The sequence below is a fragment of the Streptococcus chosunensis genome, from assembly GCF_003626515.1.
Classification (GTDB): Bacteria; Bacillota; Bacilli; order Lactobacillales; family Streptococcaceae; genus Streptococcus; species Streptococcus chosunensis.
This window is the reverse complement of the sequence record NZ_RBCK01000001.1, coordinates 573270-591867: the sequence shown is the minus strand read 5'-3', so window position 1 is coordinate 591867 and position 18598 is coordinate 573270. Positions and strand designations below refer to the sequence as shown.

Here is an 18598-nt window from a genome sequence, read left to right as displayed (position 1 = left end):
ACCAATCGGTGGGGATAGTTTTATGGTTTAGAAAGAATAATTTTTGTTTGTTTTGAAAGTTGTTCAAACGTTTCTTTGCTCAGTTTAGAATCTGAAACGATGGTATCAATATCAGAGATATTGTAGAAGGTATAGAAATCAAATTTATTGAACTTACTATGGTCAGCTAGTAAGTATTTTTTATTGGAATTATTGAGGGCGATGCGTTGAGATTCACCTTCCTCTTCACTAAAGGTCGCAATCGCATTGTCTTTAATACCATTACAGCTAACGAAAGCTTTAGAAAATTGGAGATTGGCTAGGTTTTGCAAGGTTAGTGTTCCGACAAAGGCTCCAGTGATAGAGCGGTAGTTTCCACCAATTAAAATCAAATCTGTTAGTTTTCGTTCGTTTAGAATGAGAAAGACTGGTAAACTGTTTGTTACAACACGAATATTATCAATTGGAAGTTCACGAGCAAAAGATTCCAAGGTTGTCCCTGGCCCAATAAAAATGGTTTCACCCTCATCAATTAAATGGCCTGCAAAACGGCTAATTTCTTGTTTTTCTGCGATTTGTAAGCTTTGTTTTTCAATATTGGAACGTTCATTATTTAAAATAGAACCTGTGCGAATTTTCTCAGCTCCCCCGTGTACTCGAACAAGTAAATCCTTGTCTGCCAACTCTTGCAAGTAGCGTCTAGCAGTCATATCTGATACATCTAAGCGAGTCATGATTTCTTTTACAGTAATAGTTCCCTTTGTATTTACCGTTTCTAGAATATTATCTAGTTTTTCCTGCTTTAACATCGTTATCACCTCTATTTCTATTACTATTTTATCATAAAGTATTCAATCAATCAATTTAAAAAACAAAAGAAAACAAAAACAAAAACATCATGGTTGTTTTAAACAAACCATGATGTTGTTATCACTTATAAAATAGATGACCTTAGTCCAAACCGTAGTTGTAGTCATCGTCTTGCATGGCTTCAACTTCACCAAGGAGGTAACCATTTCCGACTTGAGAGAAGAAGTCGTGGTTGGAAGTTCCTGTTGAAATACCGTTCATAACGATTGGGTTGACATCATCTGCTGAGTCTGGGAAGAGTGGATCTTGTCCCAGGTTCATGAGTGCCTTGTTGGCATTGTAGCGAAGGAAGGTTTTGACTTCTTCCGTCCAACCAACACCGTCATAGAGGCTTTCTGTATAGCCTTCTTCATTTTCATAAAGAGTGTAGAGCAGGTCGTACATCCATTCTTTGAGTTTTTCTTGCTCTTCTTCAGGCAATTCATTGAAACCGAGTTGGAATTTGTATCCGATATAGGTTCCGTGAACAGACTCATCACGAATGATCAATTTAATGATTTCAGCGACGTTGGCTAGTTTATTGTTACCAAGATAGTAGAGGGGAGTGAAGAAACCAGAGTAGAAGAGGAAGGTTTCAAGGAAAACGCTGGCAACTTTCTTTTCAAGTGGGCTACCGTTTAGGTAGATTTCGTTGACGATCTCAGCCTTCTTTTGTAGGTAAGGATTGGTATTGGTCCATTCGAAAATTTCTTCAATCTCAGCCTTAGTATTCAAGGTAGAAAAGATTGATGAGTAAGATTTAGCGTGGACAGATTCCATAAATTGGATGTTATTGAAAACAGCTTCCTCATGTGGTGTACGGATGTCTGCGCGAAGGGCTTGAACCCCAGTTTCAGATTGCATAGTGTCGAGAAGGGTTAAACCACCAAAGACTTTTCCAACCAAGTCTTTTTCTACATTTGATAGCTTTCTCCAGTCATCCAAGTCATTTGACAAAGGAATACGTGTATCAAGCCAGAATTGCTCCGTCAGTTTTTCCCAAGTTGATTTGTCGATGACATCTTCGATGGCATTCCAGTTAATGGCTTTGTAGTAAGTTTCCATTTTGAAATCTCTTTCTGTGTTTAGTATTGCGAACTCACAATTACTTCTATTTTATCATAATTCTAGAGGAGTATCGCACAAAAAGTCGGAAGCCCGACTTTTTGTTATTTCATAGTATAGATGCTTATTCTAGTTTAGCAGGGTGAATGAATCACTTATCTGAGAAAAAGTAGTTTTCTCAAGGAAAGATTAAATCACACAGCTTTCACATTGGTTGGCACCGACTTCTCCACCATCATCTGTAAAGGTACGGACGTAGTAGATAGACTTGATACCCTTGTTAAAGGCATAGTTACGAAGGATTGACAAGTCACGTGTCGTTTGTTTGTTTTCTTTCTTCCATTCGTAAAGACCTTTTGGAATGTCACTACGCATGAAGAGGGTGAGTGATAGTCCTTGGTCCACGTGCTCAGTTGCAGCAGCATAGACATCAATCACCTTACGCATATCCATGTCGTAGGCAGAAGTGTAGTAAGGAATGGTTTCTGTTGACAAGCCAGCAGCAGGATAGTAGATTTTACCGATTTTCTTTTCTTGACGTTCTTCGATACGTTGCGTAATCGGGTGGATAGAAGCAGAAACGTCGTTGATGTAACTGATAGAACCATTTGGCGCTACAGCAAGGCGGTTTTGGTGGTAAAGACCATCTGCTTGAACCTTGTCGCGAAGTTCAGCCCAATCAGCAGCACTTGGGATAAAGACATCTTTGAAGAGTTCCTTAACACGTTCTGATTTTGGAACAAACTCGCCAGTTACATACTTGTCAAAGTAGCTTCCGTTAGCATAGTCTGATTTTTCAAAGTTATGGAAGGTAATACCACGTTCACGCGCGATATTGTTTGATTCTACCAAGGTCCAGTAGTTCATAAGCATAAAGTAGATGCTTGTAAATTCAACAGACTCAGGCGATCCATATTCAATCAATTGTTGGGCAAGGTAGCTGTGAAGTCCCATTGCACCAAGACCAAAGGTATGAGCTTGGCTATTTCCGTGGTCGATGGTAGGAACAGCTACGATGTGTGAACTATCTGTAACGAAAGTTAAGGCACGCACCATAGCACGGATAGAACGACCAAAGTCAGGTGAAGTCATCATGTTAACCACGTTGGTTGAACCAAGGTTACATGAAACATCCGTTCCCATTTGAAGGAATTCTTGGGCATCGTTGATCAAGCTTGGTTCTTGGACTTGAAGAATCTCAGAACACAAGTTGCTCATGATAATCTTACCATCAACAGGATTTGCACGGTTAGCTGTGTCGATGTTGACTACATAAGGGTAGCCAGATTCTTGTTGCAATTTAGAGATTTCAGTTTCCAAATCACGCGCCTTGATTTTTGTCTTGCGGATATTTGGATTTGCGACTAGCTCATCGTATTTTTCAGTGATGTCGATGTAGTTAAATGGCACACCGTATTCAAGCTCTACTGAGTAAGGGCTGAAGAGGTACATTTCTTCATTTTTACGAGCTAGTTCGTAGAATTTATCGGGTACTACAACACCAAGTGAAAGAGTCTTTACACGAACTTTTTCATCGGCGTTTTCTTTCTTAGTTGAAAGGAAGGCGATAATATCTGGGTGGAAGACATTGAGGTAGACAACACCAGCACCTTGACGTTGCCCCAATTGGTTAGAGTAAGAGAAGCTATCTTCGAAGAGTTTCATGACTGGTACGACACCAGAAGCGGCACCTTCATAACCTTTGATAGGTGCGCCCGCTTCACGAAGGTTGCTGAGGGTAATTCCCACACCACCACCAATACGTGAAAGTTGAAGAGCCGAGTTGATAGAACGTCCGATAGAGTTCATATCATCCGTTACTTGGATTAAGAAGCAAGATACCAACTCCCCACGACGAGCACGTCCAGCATTTAAGAAGGAAGGAGTAGCAGGTTGGTAGCGTTGGTGGATGATTTCATTGGCAATATCGATTGCAACGGCTTCATCACCGTCGGCAAAATAAAGGGCGTTAAAGAAGACACGGTCTTCCATACTTTCAAGATAGTATTCACCGTCGTTAGTCTTCAAGGCATATTGATTATAGAACTTATAGGCAGCCATGAAAGACTTGAATTGGAAGTTTTGTTCTTTGATAAATTGAGACAATTCTTCCAAGAATTCTGGACGGTATTTCTTGATAAAGGCTGTTTCGATGTAGTTGTGTTCAATGAGGTAGTTGATTTTATCTTTGATTGAATCAAAAACCATAGTGTTTGGAACTACATTTTCTTTAAAGAAGGCATCCAAGGCTTCTTTATCTTTATGAAGCATGATTTGTCCATTAACAGGACGGTTGATTTCGTTATTGAGACGGAAGTAAGTCACGTCCTCAAGATGTTTTAATCCCATAAAATTTCCCTTATCTAATTACAAAAGAAAGGCTTCTAAGTTAGCCCTAGAAGCAGTATCTTCTGGATGATGTACTAAGATTATGCTAATTGTTTCAGTTTTCCTGGTTGGAAACCTGAAAAGACTTCAGTTGGTGTTTGGATAACAGGAGCTGCGCTGAAACCGAGCTCTTTAACTTGATCGATGTACTCAGGTTGCTCATCAAGATTGATTTCACGATAAGCGACATTATTACTGTCCAAGAAACGTTTAGTCATCTTACATTGGACACAGTTGTTTTTAGAATAAACGGTTACCATTGTGTAACTCCTCTTTCAAAATAGATTACTTTCTTAGTATATCAGAAAATAAATTTTTGTCAATGATTTGAAACTAAATATAGTGGTCTATTTTTCTACTAAAGGTTGCAAAACACAATATGTAGTGTTTGTTTTATGAAATAGTGATAATTATCCTAGAAGTAGTTTTTTGGAAAACTATATCCTGTGTTTTGTTATCTAGAATAGAAGATTTTCAGCAAGTTATCTGAAAGGAAATCGAATAAATCCCATAAAATGCTTGAAAAAAATCCTAGAAGATGGTATAATACCAAATTGTAAGGGTTATCACATATAACTCAAAAAAGAAAGAACAAAAGGAGAGTCAAACTATGGCTTCTAAAGATTTCCACGTAGTGGCAGAAACAGGTATTCACGCACGTCCAGCAACATTGTTGGTACAAACTGCAAGCAAATTTGCTTCAGATATCACTCTTGAGTACAAAGGTAAATCAGTTAACCTTAAATCAATCATGGGTGTTATGAGTCTTGGTGTTGGCCAAGGTGCTGATGTAACTATCTCAGCTGAAGGTGCAGATGCAGATGACGCTATCGCTGCAATCTCAGAAACAATGGAAAAAGAAGGATTGGCATAAGGAAAATGACAGAAATGCTTAAAGGAATCGCAGCATCTGATGGTGTTGCAGTTGCAAAAGCATATCTACTCGTTCAACCGGATTTGTCATTCGAGACTGTTTCAGTCGAAGATACAAACGCAGAAGAGGCTCGTTTGGATGTAGCTCTTGAAGCTTCTCAAAACGAGCTTTCTCTTATCCGTGAGAAAGCTGTAGGTACGCTTGGTGAAGAAGCGGCTCAAGTTTTTGACGCTCATTTGATGGTTCTTGCTGACCCAGAATTGATTGGTCAGATTAAAGAAACAATCCGTGCTAAGAAAGTCAATGCAGAAGCAGGTCTTAAAGAAGTGACTGACATGTTCATCACTATCTTTGAAGGCATGGAAGACAACCCATACATGCAAGAACGTGCAGCGGATATCCGCGACGTGACAAAACGTGTATTGGCAAACCTTCTTGGTAAAAAATTGCCAAACCCAGCTTCTATCAACGAAGAAGTAATCGTGATTGCGCATGACTTGACACCATCTGATACAGCTCAATTGGACAAAAACTTTGTAAAAGCTTTTGTAACTAACATCGGTGGACGTACAAGCCACTCAGCTATCATGGCACGTACACTTGAAATTGCAGCTGTATTGGGAACAAATAACATCACTGAAGTGGTGAAAGACGGTGATATCCTTGCCGTTAACGGAATTACTGGTGAAGTGATTATCAACCCAACAGATGAACAAGCGGCTGAATTTAAAGCAGCTGGTGAAGCTTATGCTAAACAAAAAGCTGAATGGGCACTTTTGAAAGATGCTCAAACAGTGACTGCTGACGGTAAACACTTCGAGTTGGCTGCTAACATCGGTACTCCAAAAGACGTTGAAGGTGTTAACAACAACGGTGCAGAAGCTGTTGGACTTTACCGTACAGAGTTCTTGTACATGGATTCTCAAGACTTCCCAACAGAAGACGAGCAGTATGAAGCATACAAGGCTGTTCTTGAGGGAATGAATGGTAAACCGGTCGTTGTTCGTACAATGGATATCGGTGGAGATAAGGAACTTCCTTACTTCGATATGCCACACGAAATGAACCCATTCCTAGGATTCCGTGCCCTTCGTATCTCTATTTCTGAAACTGGAGATGCAATGTTCCGCACGCAAATTCGTGCCCTTCTTCGTGCTTCTGTTCATGGTCAATTGCGTATCATGTTCCCAATGGTTGCCCTCTTGAAAGAATTCCGTGCAGCTAAAGCCGTTTATGAAGAAGAAAAAGCAAACCTTCTTGCTGAAGGTGTTGCAGTTGCGGATGACATCCAAGTTGGTATCATGATTGAAATCCCTGCAGCAGCAATGCTTGCAGACCAATTTGCAAAAGAAGTAGACTTCATGTCAATTGGAACAAACGACTTGATCCAATACTCAATGGCAGCGGACCGTATGAACGAGCAAGTTTCATACCTTTACCAACCATATAACCCATCAATCCTTCGCTTGATCAACAACGTTATCAAGGCAGCACACGCTGAAGGTAAATGGGCTGGTATGTGTGGTGAGATGGCTGGTGACCAAAAAGCTGTTCCACTTCTTGTCGGAATGGGCTTGGATGAGTTCTCTATGTCAGCAACATCTGTACTTCGTACACGTAGCTTGATGAAGAAATTGGATACTGCTAAGATGGAAGAGTATGCTAACCGTGCCCTTACAGAGTGTTCAACAATGGAAGAAGTTCTTGAACTTCAAAAAGAATACGTTAATTTTGATTAATCGAAAAGTCCTTGCAACTAAGTTGCAAGGTTTTTTATAGTTTAAAATCAGAAAATCTATTAACTAGTTCATAAAATGCTTGACAATAAAAAAAATAAGAGTAAACTATTAACTAGTTAAATAACTAGTTAAGGAGTTTTTATGAAGAAACAAAATTTGTTTTTAGTGTTGTTAAGTGTCTTTCTTTTGTGTTTAGCTGCTTGTGGTCAAAAAGAAAGCCAGACAGGGAAAGGGATGAAAATCGTGACCAGTTTTTATCCTATCTATGCCATGGTTAAGGAAGTATCTGGTGACTTGAATGATGTTCGGATGATTCAGTCAAGTAGTGGGATTCATTCTTTTGAACCTTCAGCAAATGATATCGCAGCCATCTATGATGCAGATGTATTTGTCTACCATTCTCATACGCTCGAATCTTGGGCAGGAAGTCTGGACCCCAATCTAAAAAAATCCAAAGTTAAGGTTTTAGAGGCTTCTGAAGGAATGACATTGGATCGTGTCCCTGGTCTAGAAGATGTGGAAGCAGGTGATGGAGTTGATGAAAAAACGCTTTATGACCCTCATACTTGGCTAGATCCTGAAAAAGCTGGCGAAGAAGCTCAGATTATCGCTGATAAACTTTCAGAGGTTGATAGTGAGCATAAAGAAACTTATCAAAAAAATGCGCAAGCCTTTATCAAAAAAGCTCAAGAATTGACTAAGAAATTCCAGCCTAAATTTGAAAAAGCGAGTCAGAAAACATTTGTAACACAACATACAGCCTTTTCTTATCTGGCTAAGCGATTTGGACTCAATCAACTTGGAATCGCAGGTATCTCTCCAGAACAAGAACCAAGTCCAAGACAACTAACAGAAATTCAGGAATTTGTTAAAACCTATAAGGTCAAAACGATTTTTACAGAAAGTAATGCTTCTTCAAAAGTAGCTGAAACTCTTGTCAAATCAACAGGTGTGGGTCTTAAAACTCTGAATCCTTTAGAGGCAGACCCACAAAATGACAAAACTTACTTAGAAAATCTAGAAGAAAATATGAGTGTTTTAGCAGAAGAATTAAAGTGAGGAAAGAATGAAAATCAATAAAAAATATCTAGCTGGGTCAGCAGCTGCACTTGCTTTAAGTGTCTGTGCTTATGAACTAGGTTTGCATCAAGGCCAAACTGTAAAAGAAAGTAACCGTGTTTCATATATAGACGGTAAACAACCAAGCCAAAAGGCAGAAAATTTGACACCTGATGAAGTCAGTAAAAAAGAAGGTATTAATGCCGAGCAAATCGTTATCAAGATTACGGATCAAGGTTATGTGACTTCACACGGTGATCATTTCCATTATTACAATGGGAAAGTTCCTTTTGATGCGATTTTCAGTGAAGAACTTCTGATGAAAGATCCAAATTATCAGTTGAAGGATTCAGACATTATCAATGAAATCAAGGGTGGCTATGTGATTAAGGTAGATGGTAAGTATTATGTCTATCTTAAGGATGCAGCGCATGCTGATAATGTTCGCTCAAAAGAAGAAATTACTCGTCAGAAGCAAGAACACAGTAGTAATCACGGAGGTGGTTCTAGCGATAAAGCAGTAGTCGCTGCTAGAGCTCAGGGCCGCTATACAACGGATGATGGTTATATCTTCAATGCGTCTGATATTATAGAAGATACAGGTGATGCCTATATCGTTCCTCATGGCAACCATTTCCACTATATTCCTAAGAGTGACTTGTCTGCCAGTGAATTAGCTGCAGCTCGAGCCTTCCTAGCTGGAAAAGGTAATCAACCAAGCTCAGTTGGCTATCGTCCTTCAACAAATTCTTCTAGCAGTAGCGCATCAGAGGCATCGAATAGTAGTTCATATGGACAAACGAATCAAAGCAATGTTGAGGCAAATACTAGAAGATGGACTCCAAGTGTTAGCCCACAAGTAGATAATAGTTATCAAGCTAGTCCGAGTGAAGACGTATCTAGTCTCCTGAAACAGCTTTATGCCTTGCCGCTTAGCCAACGACACGTGGAATCAGATGGACTTGTCTTTGATCCAGCGCAGATTACAAGAAAAACTGCGAATGGTGTTGCAGTGCCACACGGAGATCATTATCACTTTATCCCTTATTCTCAAATGTCTCACTTAGAGCAGAAGATTGCAAGAATGATTTCTGAAAATTATCAAGGAAATCATACTACTGCAGGTGGTAAAGAATTAAAACCAATTCCGACTCCAAGTCTTCCAAATTTAATTCCATCTCCTGTTTTGCCAGCTCTTACCTTAAAACCTTTGAAACCTATGGTAAAACCGGCTCCTACTCCAAATCCTAAAATAGACTCAAATTCTTCTTTGGTTAGTCAGCTGGTACGAAAAGTTGGAGAAGGATATGTTTTCGAAGAAAAAGGAATCTCACGCTATGTTTTTGCGAAAGATTTACCATCTGAAACTGTTAAAAATCTTGAAAGCAAGTTATCAAAACAAGAGAGTGTGTCACACGCTTTAACTACTAAAAAAGAAAAAGTTGCTCCTCGTGACCAAGAATTTTATGATAAAGCATATAATCTGTTGGCTGAGGCTCATAAAGCCTTGTCTGAAAATAAGGGTCGCGTTTCTGATTTCCAAGCCTTAGACAAATTAGCAGAACGCTTGAATGATGAATCTTCTAATAAAGGAAAATTGGTAGATGATTTATTGGCATTCCTAGCACCAATTACCCATCCTGAGCGACTTGGAAAACAAAATTCTCAAATTGAATATACCGAAAACGAAGTTCGTATTGCTCAATTAGCTGATAAGTATACAACGTCAGATGGTTACATTTTTGACGAACATGATATTATCAGTGATGAGGGGGATGCCTATGTAACGCCTCATATGGGCCATAGTCACTGGATTGGAAAAGACAGCCTTTCTGATAAGGAAAAAGCTGCGGCTCAATATTATACTAAAGAAAAAAGAATTCTACCTCCGTCCGCAGACGCAGATGCTCAAGCAAATCCAACTGGAGATAGTGCAGCGGCTATTTACAATCGTGTGAAAGGAGAGAAACGAATTCCACTCGTTCGACTTCCATACATGGTCGAGCATACAGTAGAAGTTAAAAATGGTAATTTGATTATTCCTCACAAGGATCATTACCATAACATTAAATTTGCTTGGTTTGATGATCATTCATACAAGGCTCCAAATGGCTATACCTTGGAAGACTTATTTGCGACGATTAAGTACTATGTTGAACATCCTGATGAACGTCCACATTCTAATGACGGATGGGGAAATGCCAGCGAGCATGTCTTAGGTAAGAAAGACCACAGTGAAGATCCCAAAAAGAACTTCAAAGCGGATGAAGAACCAGTAGAGGAAACACCTGCTGAGCCAGAAGTTCCTCAAGTAGAGACTGAAAAAGTAGAAGCCAAGCTTAAAGAAGCAGAAGTTTTACTTGCTAAAGTAACAGATGCTAGTCTGAAAGGCAATGCGACAGAAACCCTAGCTGGTTTACGAAATAATTTGAGTCTCCAAACCATGGATAATAATGGTATCATGGCAGAAGCAGAAAAATTACTTGCGTTGTTAAAAGGTAGTAATCCTTCGCCTGTAAATAAGGAAAAAACAAACTAATGAAAAATGGGAGTCTCGATAAAGAGGCTTTCATTTTTATTATGTATATACGAAAAATTCTTGACAAGCAGTACTAAAAGGAGTAAACTATTAACTAGTTAATTAACTGGTTTATTGTTTTATAGTGAATCAAATAGAGTTAAGAAAAGAGGAAAGAATGAAAATCAATAAAAAATATCTAGCTGGGTCAGCAGCTGCACTTGTTTTAAGTGTCTGTGCTTATGAACTAGGTTTGCATCAAGCCCAAACTGTAAAAGAAAGTAACCGTGTTTCATATATAGACGGTAAACAACCAAGCCAAAAGGCAGAAAATTTGACACCTGATGAAGTCAGTAAAAAAGAAGGCATAAATGCCGAGCAAATTGTTATCAAGATTACGGATCAAGGTTATGTGACTTCTCATGGAGACCATTATCATTACTATAATGGCAAGGTTCCTTATGATGCTATCATTAGTGAAGAACTCCTCATGAAAGATCCGAATTATCAGTTGAAGGATTCAGACATTGTCAATGAAATCAAGGGTGGCTATGTGATTAAGGTAGACGGGAAATACTATGTTTACATGAAAGATGCAGCTCATGCGGATAATATTCGAACAAAAGAAGAAATCAATCGTCAGAAGCAGGAACACGGTAGTAATCACGGAGGTGGTTCTAGCGATAAAGCGGTAGTCGCTGCTAGAGCTCAAGGCCGCTATACAACGGATGATGGTTATATCTTCAATGCGTCTGATATTATAGAAGATACAGGTGATGCCTATATCGTTCCTCATGGCAATCATTTCCACTATATTCCTAAGAGTGACTTGTCGGCTAGTGAATTAGCTGCAGCTCAAGCCTTCCTAGCTGGAAAAACTAATCAGCCAAGCTCAGTTGGCTATCGTCCTTCAACAAATTCTTCTAGCAGTAGCGCATCAGAGACACCGAATAGTAGTTCATATGGACAAACGAATCAAAGCAATGTTGAAGCAAATACCAGAAGATGGACTCCAAGTGTTAGCCCACAGGTGGATAATAGTTATCAAGCAAATCCGAGTGAAGACGTATCCAGTCTCTTGAAACAGCTTTATGCCTTGCCGCTTAGCCAACGACATGTGGAATCAGATGGGCTTGTTTTTGATCCAGCGCAGATTACAAGAAAAACTGCGAATGGTGTTGCAGTGCCACATGGAGATCACTATCACTTTATCCCTTATTCTCAAATGTCTGACTTAGAGCAGAAGATTGCGAGAATGATTTCTGAAAATTATCAAGGAAATCATACTACTGCAGGTGGTAAAGAATTAAAACCAATTCCGACTCCAAGCCTTCCAAAACCAATTCCTGCTCCAGAGCCTACCCCAATACCAAGTCCACAACCTGTACCAAATCCTCAACCAGCTCCAAGCAATCCAATTGATGGAAAATTGGTAAAACAGGCGATTCGAAAGGTGGTTGATGGTTATGTCTTTGAAGAGAATGGAACTTCGCGTTATATCTCTGCCAAGGAACTTTCAGCAGAAACTGTTGCAGCCATTGATGATAAACTTGCTAAACAAGAAAGTTTGTCTCATGAGTTAAGAGCTAAGAAAACCAATCTTGCATCTGGTGATCAAAAATTTTACAACAAAGTTTATGATTTACTAGCAACAGTTCACCAAGATTTGATTTCCAATAAAGGGCGTCAAGCTGATTTTGACGCTTTTGATAGACTATTGGAACGTCTCAACGATGAGTCAAGTGATAAGGTCAAGTTAGTTGATGATATCCTTACTTTTCTAGCGCCGATTCGTCATCCAGAACGTTTAGGAAAACTAAATGCACAAATAGCTTACACAGATGATGAGATTCAAGTAGCCAAGTTGGCAGGCAAGTATACAACAGAAGATGGCTATATCTTTGATCCCCGTGATATCACCAGTGATGAGGGGGATGCCTATGTAACTCCGCATATGAGCCACAGTCATTGGATTAAGAAAGATAGTTTGTCTGAAGCTGAAAGAGCAGCAGGTCAAGCTTATGCTAAAGAGAAAGGTTTGACGCCTCCTTCAACAAATCATCAAAGTTCAGGAAATACTGAGGCTAAGGGAGCAGAAGCGATTTACAATCGAGTAAAAGCAGCTAAGAAGGTACCACTTGACCGTATGCCTTACAATCTCCAACATACTGTGGAAGTTAAAAATGGAAGTTTGATTATACCTCATTATGACCATTATCATAACATCAAATTTGAGTGGTTTGACGAAGGACTTTATGAGGCACCTAAGGGGTATACTTTAGAAGAGCTATTTGAAACTGTGAAGTATTATGTTGAACATCCAAACGAACGTCCGCATTCAGATAGTGGTTGGGGCAATGCGAGCGACCATGTTCAAAGAAACCACAATAGTCAAGCTGCTAACAATCAAACAGAGAAACCAACAGAGGAGAAACCTCAGACAGAAAAAATTGAGGAGGAAAAACCTCGCGAAGAAAAACCGAAAAATGAGAAAGCAGAATCTCCAAAACCAAAAGAATCAGAGGAATCAGAAGAAGAATTACCATCGGAACCAGAGGGACCTCAGGTTGAAACTGAAAAGGTTGAAGAAAAACTGAGAGAGGCGCAAGAGCTACTTAAAAAGATTAAGGATCCAATTCTTAAGTCAAATGCCAACGAAACTCTCACAGGATTAAAAAATAACCTGTTATTTGGTTCTCAGGACAACAATACTATTATGGCAGAAGCTGAAAAGCTATTAGTCTTGTTAAAGGAGAGTAAGTAACTATACAACTATTATAGAAGATAAAAAGGGAGCAGAATATGGATTCTGTTCTCTTTTTTATGAAATTGTGTAAAAATTCTTGACATATTTTCTAAATAAAGATAAACTATTTACTAGTTAATTAAATGGTTAAACACTAGTTAAGGAGTTATAGTGAAAAAGAGGACGATTTTAGTATTGATGACCAGTGTATTGGTTCTGGTATTAGCTGCTTGTGACCAAAAGGAAAGCCAGTCAGGTAAAGGGATGAAAATTGTGACCAGTTTTTATCCTATCTATGCCATGGTCAAGGAAGTATCTGGTGACTTGAATGATGTTCGAATGATTCAGTCAAGTAGCGGAATTCACTCCTTCGAACCTTCAGCAAATGATATCGCAGCCATCTATGATGCGGATGTCTTTGTTTACCATTCGCATACGCTCGAATCTTGGGCAGGAAGTCTGGATCCCAATCTTAAAAAATCTAAAGTGAAGGTTTTAGAGGCTTCAGAGGGAATGACTTTAGACCGCGTCCCAGGGCTAGAAGATGTGGGAGCAGGGGATGGAGTTGATGAAAAAACGCTCTATGACCCTCATACTTGGCTAGATCCTGAAAAAGCTGGAGAAGAAGCCCAAATTATTGCTGATAAACTTTCAGAGGTTGATAGTGAACATAAAGAAACTTATCAAAAAAATGCGCAAGCCTTTATCAAAAAAGCTCAAGAATTGACTAAGAAATTCCAACCTAAATTTGAAAAAGCGAGTCAGAAAACATTTGTAACCCAACATACAGCCTTTTCTTATCTGGCTAAGCGATTTGGACTCAATCAACTTGGTATTGCAGGTATCTCTCCAGAACAAGAACCAAGTCCAAGACAACTAACAGAAATTCAGGAATTTGTTAAAACCTATAAGGTTAAGACGATTTTTACAGAAAGTAATGCTTCTTCAAAAGTAGCTGAAACTCTTGTCAAATCAACAGGTGTGGGTCTTAAAACTCTGAATCCTTTAGAGGCAGACCCACAAAATGACAAAACTTATCTAGAAAACCTAGAAGACAATATGAGTATTTTAGCAGAAGAATTGAAATGAGGAAAGAATGAAAATAAATAAGAAGAAACTTGCTGCTGGTGCAGCTGTTGTCCTTTCTTTAAGTCTTTGTATTTATGCATTGAATCAACATCAGACAGGAGAGAATAAAGATACGAATCGTGTATCTTATGTCGATGGGAAACAAGACACTCAAAAAACAGAGACACAAACACCAGAGCAAGTTAGCAAAAAAGAAGATATCCAGGCTGAACAAATTGTTGTGAAAATCACCGATCAAGGTTATGTGACTTCACACGGTGATCATTTCCATTATTATAATGGGAAAGTTCCTTTTGATGCGATTTTCAGTGAAGAACTTTTGATGAAAGATGCCAATTATCAATTGAAAGACGCTGATATTGTCAACGAAGTCAAAGGTGGTTACATTATCAAGGTAGATGGTAAGTATTATGTTTACCTTAAGGATGTGGCACATGCGGATAACGTTCGTTCGAAGGACGAAATTGAACGCCAAAAACAAGGTCATACTCACGATGCAACAACATCTAATAGTGCAGTGGCGCTTGCTCAATCTCAAGGTCGCTATACTACTGATGATGGCTACATCTTTAATGCATCTGATATTATAGAGGATACTGGTGATGCTTATATCGTCCCTCACGGAGGACATTACCACTACATTCCAAAGAGTTCCTTGTCTGCTAGTGAATTGGCTGCAGCACAAGCTTACCTCTCTGGAACTAGAAATCAGCCTAGTGTGACTGACTATCGTCCAAGTACAAATGGGACTGGTCAAGCTACCAAGCCTATTCAACAGGCTGAAATACCAAGTAATAAAGCCGAGAGTCTTCAAAGTCTATTACAGCAGCTCTATGCTCTTCCAAGTACTCAACGATATGCTGAATCGGATGGTTTGACTTTTGATCCTGCTAAGATTTTAAGCAGGACACCGAGTGGTGTAGCGATTCCTCATGGAAATCACTATCATTTCATTCCATATACAAAGCTTTCTGCATTAGAAGAAAAGATTGCGAGAATGATTCCTCTAACTAGTGACAGTGAGAAACCAACACCATTGGAGAATCCAAGCAAACCAGCAGAAAAACCTACTCAGCAAAACCATCATCATGAGCAAGACGGTGACCATGGAAGTCAGGCACCTAAGCATGACGAACATGAACATGACGCTCATCATGATGAAGACCATGATCATGGTTTTGATGCCAATCGTGTCATCAGTGAGGATGTTAAAGGCTTTGTCATGTCACACGGTGATCATAATCATTACTTCTTTAAGAAAGATTTGACAGCAGAGCAAATTAAGGCTGCCCGAGATCATTTAAGAGGTAAGACGCCAGTAACACCAAGTCCAGCACATGATGATGAACACGATAAAGATAATCATGGGAACCATCATGATGAAGACCATGATCATGGTTTTGATGCCAATCGTGTCATCAGTGAGGATGATCAAGGCTTTGTCATGTCACACGGTGATCACAATCATTACTTCTTTAAGAAGAATCTAACACCAGAACAAATCAAGGCCGCGCAGGATCATTTGAGAGGTAAAACATCAGTAACACCAAGCCCAGCCCATGATGATGAACACGATAACGATAATCATGGCCACAAACATGGTGAAGACCATGCTCACGGTTTTGATGCCGATCGTGTCATCAGTGAGGATGAGCAAGGTTTTGTCATGTCACACGGCGACCACAATCATTACTTCTTCAAGAAGGATTTGACTGCTGATCAAATCAAGGCAGCGCAAGAACACTTGAAAGGTGCAAGTCCAGCAACACCAAGTCTAGCCCATGATGATCACGATGAAGATACACACGGTCATCACCATGACGAACATGGCCATGATTTCGATGTCAATCGAATTATCAGTGAAGATGCGGCAGGCTTTGTCATGACTCATGGTGACCACAATCATTACTTCTTTAAGAAGGATCTAACACCAGAACAAATCAAGGCGGCTCAGGATCATTTGAGAGGTAAAACTCCAGTAACACCAAGCCTAGCCCATGATGATGAACATGATAAAGATAATCATGGTCGCAAACATGATGAAGACCATGATCACGGTTTTGATGCTAATCGTGTCATCAATGAGGATGAGCAAGGATTTGTCATGAGTCATGGTGACCATAATCATTACTTCTTCAAGAAGGATTTGACAGCTGATCAAATCAAGGCAGCACAAGATCATTTAAGAGCTAAGACGCCAGTAACACCAAGTCCAGCTCAGGATGATAAGCACGATGGTGATGATCATGGACATCATCATGGTGAAGAACACGATCATGGTTTTGATTCCAATCGTGTCATCAGTGAGGATGAGCAAGGTTTTGTCATGAGTCATGGTGACCACAATCATTACTTTTTCAAGAAAGACTTGACAGCAGACCAAATTAAGGCTGCACAAGACCATTTGAAAACACATCATGATGCAGAGCCTGTAAAACCTCTTGCTAAAACGGTAGAGTCTTTCTCAAGAGATGCTAGCGATGAAGAAAAGATTGCTTACATTTCTAAGACATACGGCGTTCCACTTGAAGCTATTAGAATTTCAAACGGATTCTTTGTCTTTGGAAACCCAGACCAAGCATACGATCCAACTCATATCCATCCCTATGCTGTTCGTAAAGAACACGTTCGGATTCCTCTTCAAACTGGGAATCCAGAACTTGATTTCCTAAATGAACTCTACACGACTGCTTTGCGAGATGGTGTGTCTCCTTATAGCTTACAGGTAGAAAATGGTAGTTTTGTGATTCCTCATGGCGACCACAATCATTACATCAAGGTTCAAACGAAGGGCTATGAAGTAGCGTTGAAAAACAAGATTCCAGCCCTACAATCTAACTATCAACCTGGAGCTTTTGATGAGAAGGCAGTCTTGGAAAAAGTAGATCAACTTTTAGCTGATAGCAGAAATATCTACAAAGACAAGCCTATCGAACAAAGACAGATTGAGTTAGCCTTAGGTCAGTTTACTGAGAACATGAAGAAACTGGCAACTAACTCTACAGCAGGTTATCTTGCGACACTTGATCTCTTTGATAAGCAATATATTCATATTGATGAAAGTGTCAAACCTGTTGAAACAAGTGCTCTAGATAAGAAATATCAAGCCTTGATTGATAAAATTAACACACTGGATACAGACTCTTATGGACTTCCTAAGAAAGACCTTCTCGTTCGACTCCAAGAAGCTAAATTGGCAAAAGATGAGGCTGCTTTAGTAGCGGTTGAATCACAACTTCAAGCTCTTCAAGACTTTAATGATCGAACAGGTGTTACAACTGTAGAATACATCAAGTATTTCTACGAACACGTAAATGACGGTCGTTTAAATGATGAACTTCGAAACAAAGTGGCTCAGTTGACTTGGACCTTGTATCAATCTCAATCCTTCCTTAAGGCAGCAGAATTGAACAGATTATTCCCAAGTATCTATCAAGCAAAACAAGAAGTGGAAGAAGCTTTGAAAGCTCAACCAACTACTGCGAAATCAACGAAAACAGTTCTAGATACTGAAAAAGTAGATAACCAAACTGCCAAGACAGCTATTTATGGCTTCTTGAAAGAATTGTACGGAGACTTTATGCCTGAAGAACATGTCAATCATGTTAGCAAGGAAGAGGTAGAAAGCCTCTTGAGCAAGGCACATCAACTCTTGGAACAAATCCAAGAAGAAGGAATCAGACAATCCTTGGCAGAAGAAGTAGAAAATCTCAAAGCTGCTACAAACAAGGTTGATGCAGACTTGGATGAAGTAAACAGCCAGGTAAAAGATGTCTTGACTCGTATCGCTAGCGCCCTTCAACAAGAGAAGGAAAATGCAGAGCAAGATCCTCAGACACTTGTACTTTATCAAAAACTCTACGATATTCTTATGTCGCTTCACGCATACTTAGAAAACAATAAGGGTTCTGATGCCGACTTTGATAAGGTGGATGCATTACTAGATCAACTTTCTGCTAAGAGTAAGGATAAAGCCGCTTTACTTGAATTGACAAAAGCTATCCTAGTCTTGAATCAAGAAATCAAGTCAAAATCAAGTGCGAGTGAAGAAGCAACTCCAGCAACAAATGCTGAGGCAAATGGTGACAAGACAAGTACCGAAACTGAAACATTAGCAACTGCAGAATCAAATAGTGAAACTGCAAGCGACGAAAACAAACCAAGCAACACAACAGATTCTAAACCTGCTGAATCATCTTCAGAAAAGGAAACAACAGAATCTACAACAAGTACTGGAAATCAAGAAAAACCAGCAGAATAAAAAGAAAGGCGAAGTAGCTAAGCTACCTCGT

Annotated in this window: 11 protein-coding genes; 7 read left to right on the top strand and 4 right to left on the bottom strand. The window is 39.4% G+C overall.

Annotated elements, in window-relative coordinates; genetic code table 11:
* Window positions 1-20 precede the first annotated feature (20 nt).
* The 4 genes from D7D54_RS02825 to nrdH form a co-directional block, all read right to left on the bottom strand.
* Window positions 21-788, bottom strand: a complete 768-nt coding sequence (locus D7D54_RS02825) for a DeoR/GlpR family DNA-binding transcription regulator (protein ID WP_004262459.1) — start codon at window positions 786-788, stop codon at window positions 21-23.
* Window positions 789-930: 142 nt separating this feature from the next.
* A complete protein-coding gene (gene nrdF / locus D7D54_RS02820) occupies window positions 931-1893 on the bottom strand; it encodes a class 1b ribonucleoside-diphosphate reductase subunit beta (RefSeq protein ID WP_000451386.1) in 963 nt (320 codons plus the stop codon).
* A 189-nt stretch (window positions 1894-2082) separates the two neighbouring features.
* Window positions 2083-4242 (bottom strand): class 1b ribonucleoside-diphosphate reductase subunit alpha, encoded by a 2160-nt coding sequence (nrdE, locus tag D7D54_RS02815; protein WP_120718791.1) that lies wholly within the window; start codon window positions 4240-4242, stop codon window positions 2083-2085.
* Window positions 4243-4322: 80 nt separating this feature from the next.
* Window positions 4323-4541 carry a glutaredoxin-like protein NrdH gene (gene nrdH / locus D7D54_RS02810; protein WP_000259240.1) on the bottom strand — a complete coding sequence of 73 codons (219 nt, stop codon included), beginning with the start codon at window positions 4539-4541 and terminating at the stop codon, window positions 4323-4325.
* A 350-nt stretch (window positions 4542-4891) separates the two neighbouring features.
* Between nrdH and D7D54_RS02805 the strand changes: the two genes are divergently transcribed.
* From D7D54_RS02805 to D7D54_RS02775, 7 genes are all read left to right on the top strand, one after another.
* Window positions 4892-5155 (top strand): phosphocarrier protein HPr, encoded by a 264-nt coding sequence (locus D7D54_RS02805; RefSeq protein WP_000146947.1) that lies wholly within the window; start codon window positions 4892-4894, stop codon window positions 5153-5155.
* 5 nt (window positions 5156-5160) lie between these two features.
* The gene (gene ptsP / locus D7D54_RS02800; RefSeq protein ID WP_004241506.1) at window positions 5161-6894 is read left to right on the top strand and encodes a phosphoenolpyruvate--protein phosphotransferase; all 1734 of its coding nucleotides are present in this window, start codon (window positions 5161-5163) and stop codon (window positions 6892-6894) included.
* A gap of 141 nt (window positions 6895-7035) precedes the next feature.
* Window positions 7036-7953, top strand: a complete 918-nt coding sequence (adcAII, locus tag D7D54_RS02795) for a zinc-binding lipoprotein AdcAII (protein WP_120718790.1) — start codon at window positions 7036-7038, stop codon at window positions 7951-7953.
* A gap of 7 nt (window positions 7954-7960) precedes the next feature.
* Window positions 7961-10492, top strand: coding sequence for a pneumococcal-type histidine triad protein (locus D7D54_RS02790; RefSeq protein WP_120718789.1), 2532 nt, complete (start codon window positions 7961-7963; stop codon window positions 10490-10492).
* Window positions 10493-10649: 157 nt separating this feature from the next.
* Window positions 10650-13235, top strand: a complete 2586-nt coding sequence (locus D7D54_RS02785; RefSeq protein WP_120718788.1) for a pneumococcal-type histidine triad protein — start codon at window positions 10650-10652, stop codon at window positions 13233-13235.
* Window positions 13236-13415: 180 nt separating this feature from the next.
* Window positions 13416-14306 (top strand): zinc-binding lipoprotein AdcAII, encoded by an 891-nt coding sequence (gene adcAII, locus D7D54_RS02780; RefSeq protein WP_414302788.1) that lies wholly within the window; start codon window positions 13416-13418, stop codon window positions 14304-14306.
* Window positions 14307-14313: 7 nt separating this feature from the next.
* Complete coding sequence (locus D7D54_RS02775) at window positions 14314-18567, top strand: pneumococcal-type histidine triad protein (RefSeq protein ID WP_120718786.1); 4254 nt, start codon at window positions 14314-14316, stop codon at window positions 18565-18567.
* Window positions 18568-18598 lie beyond the last annotated feature (31 nt).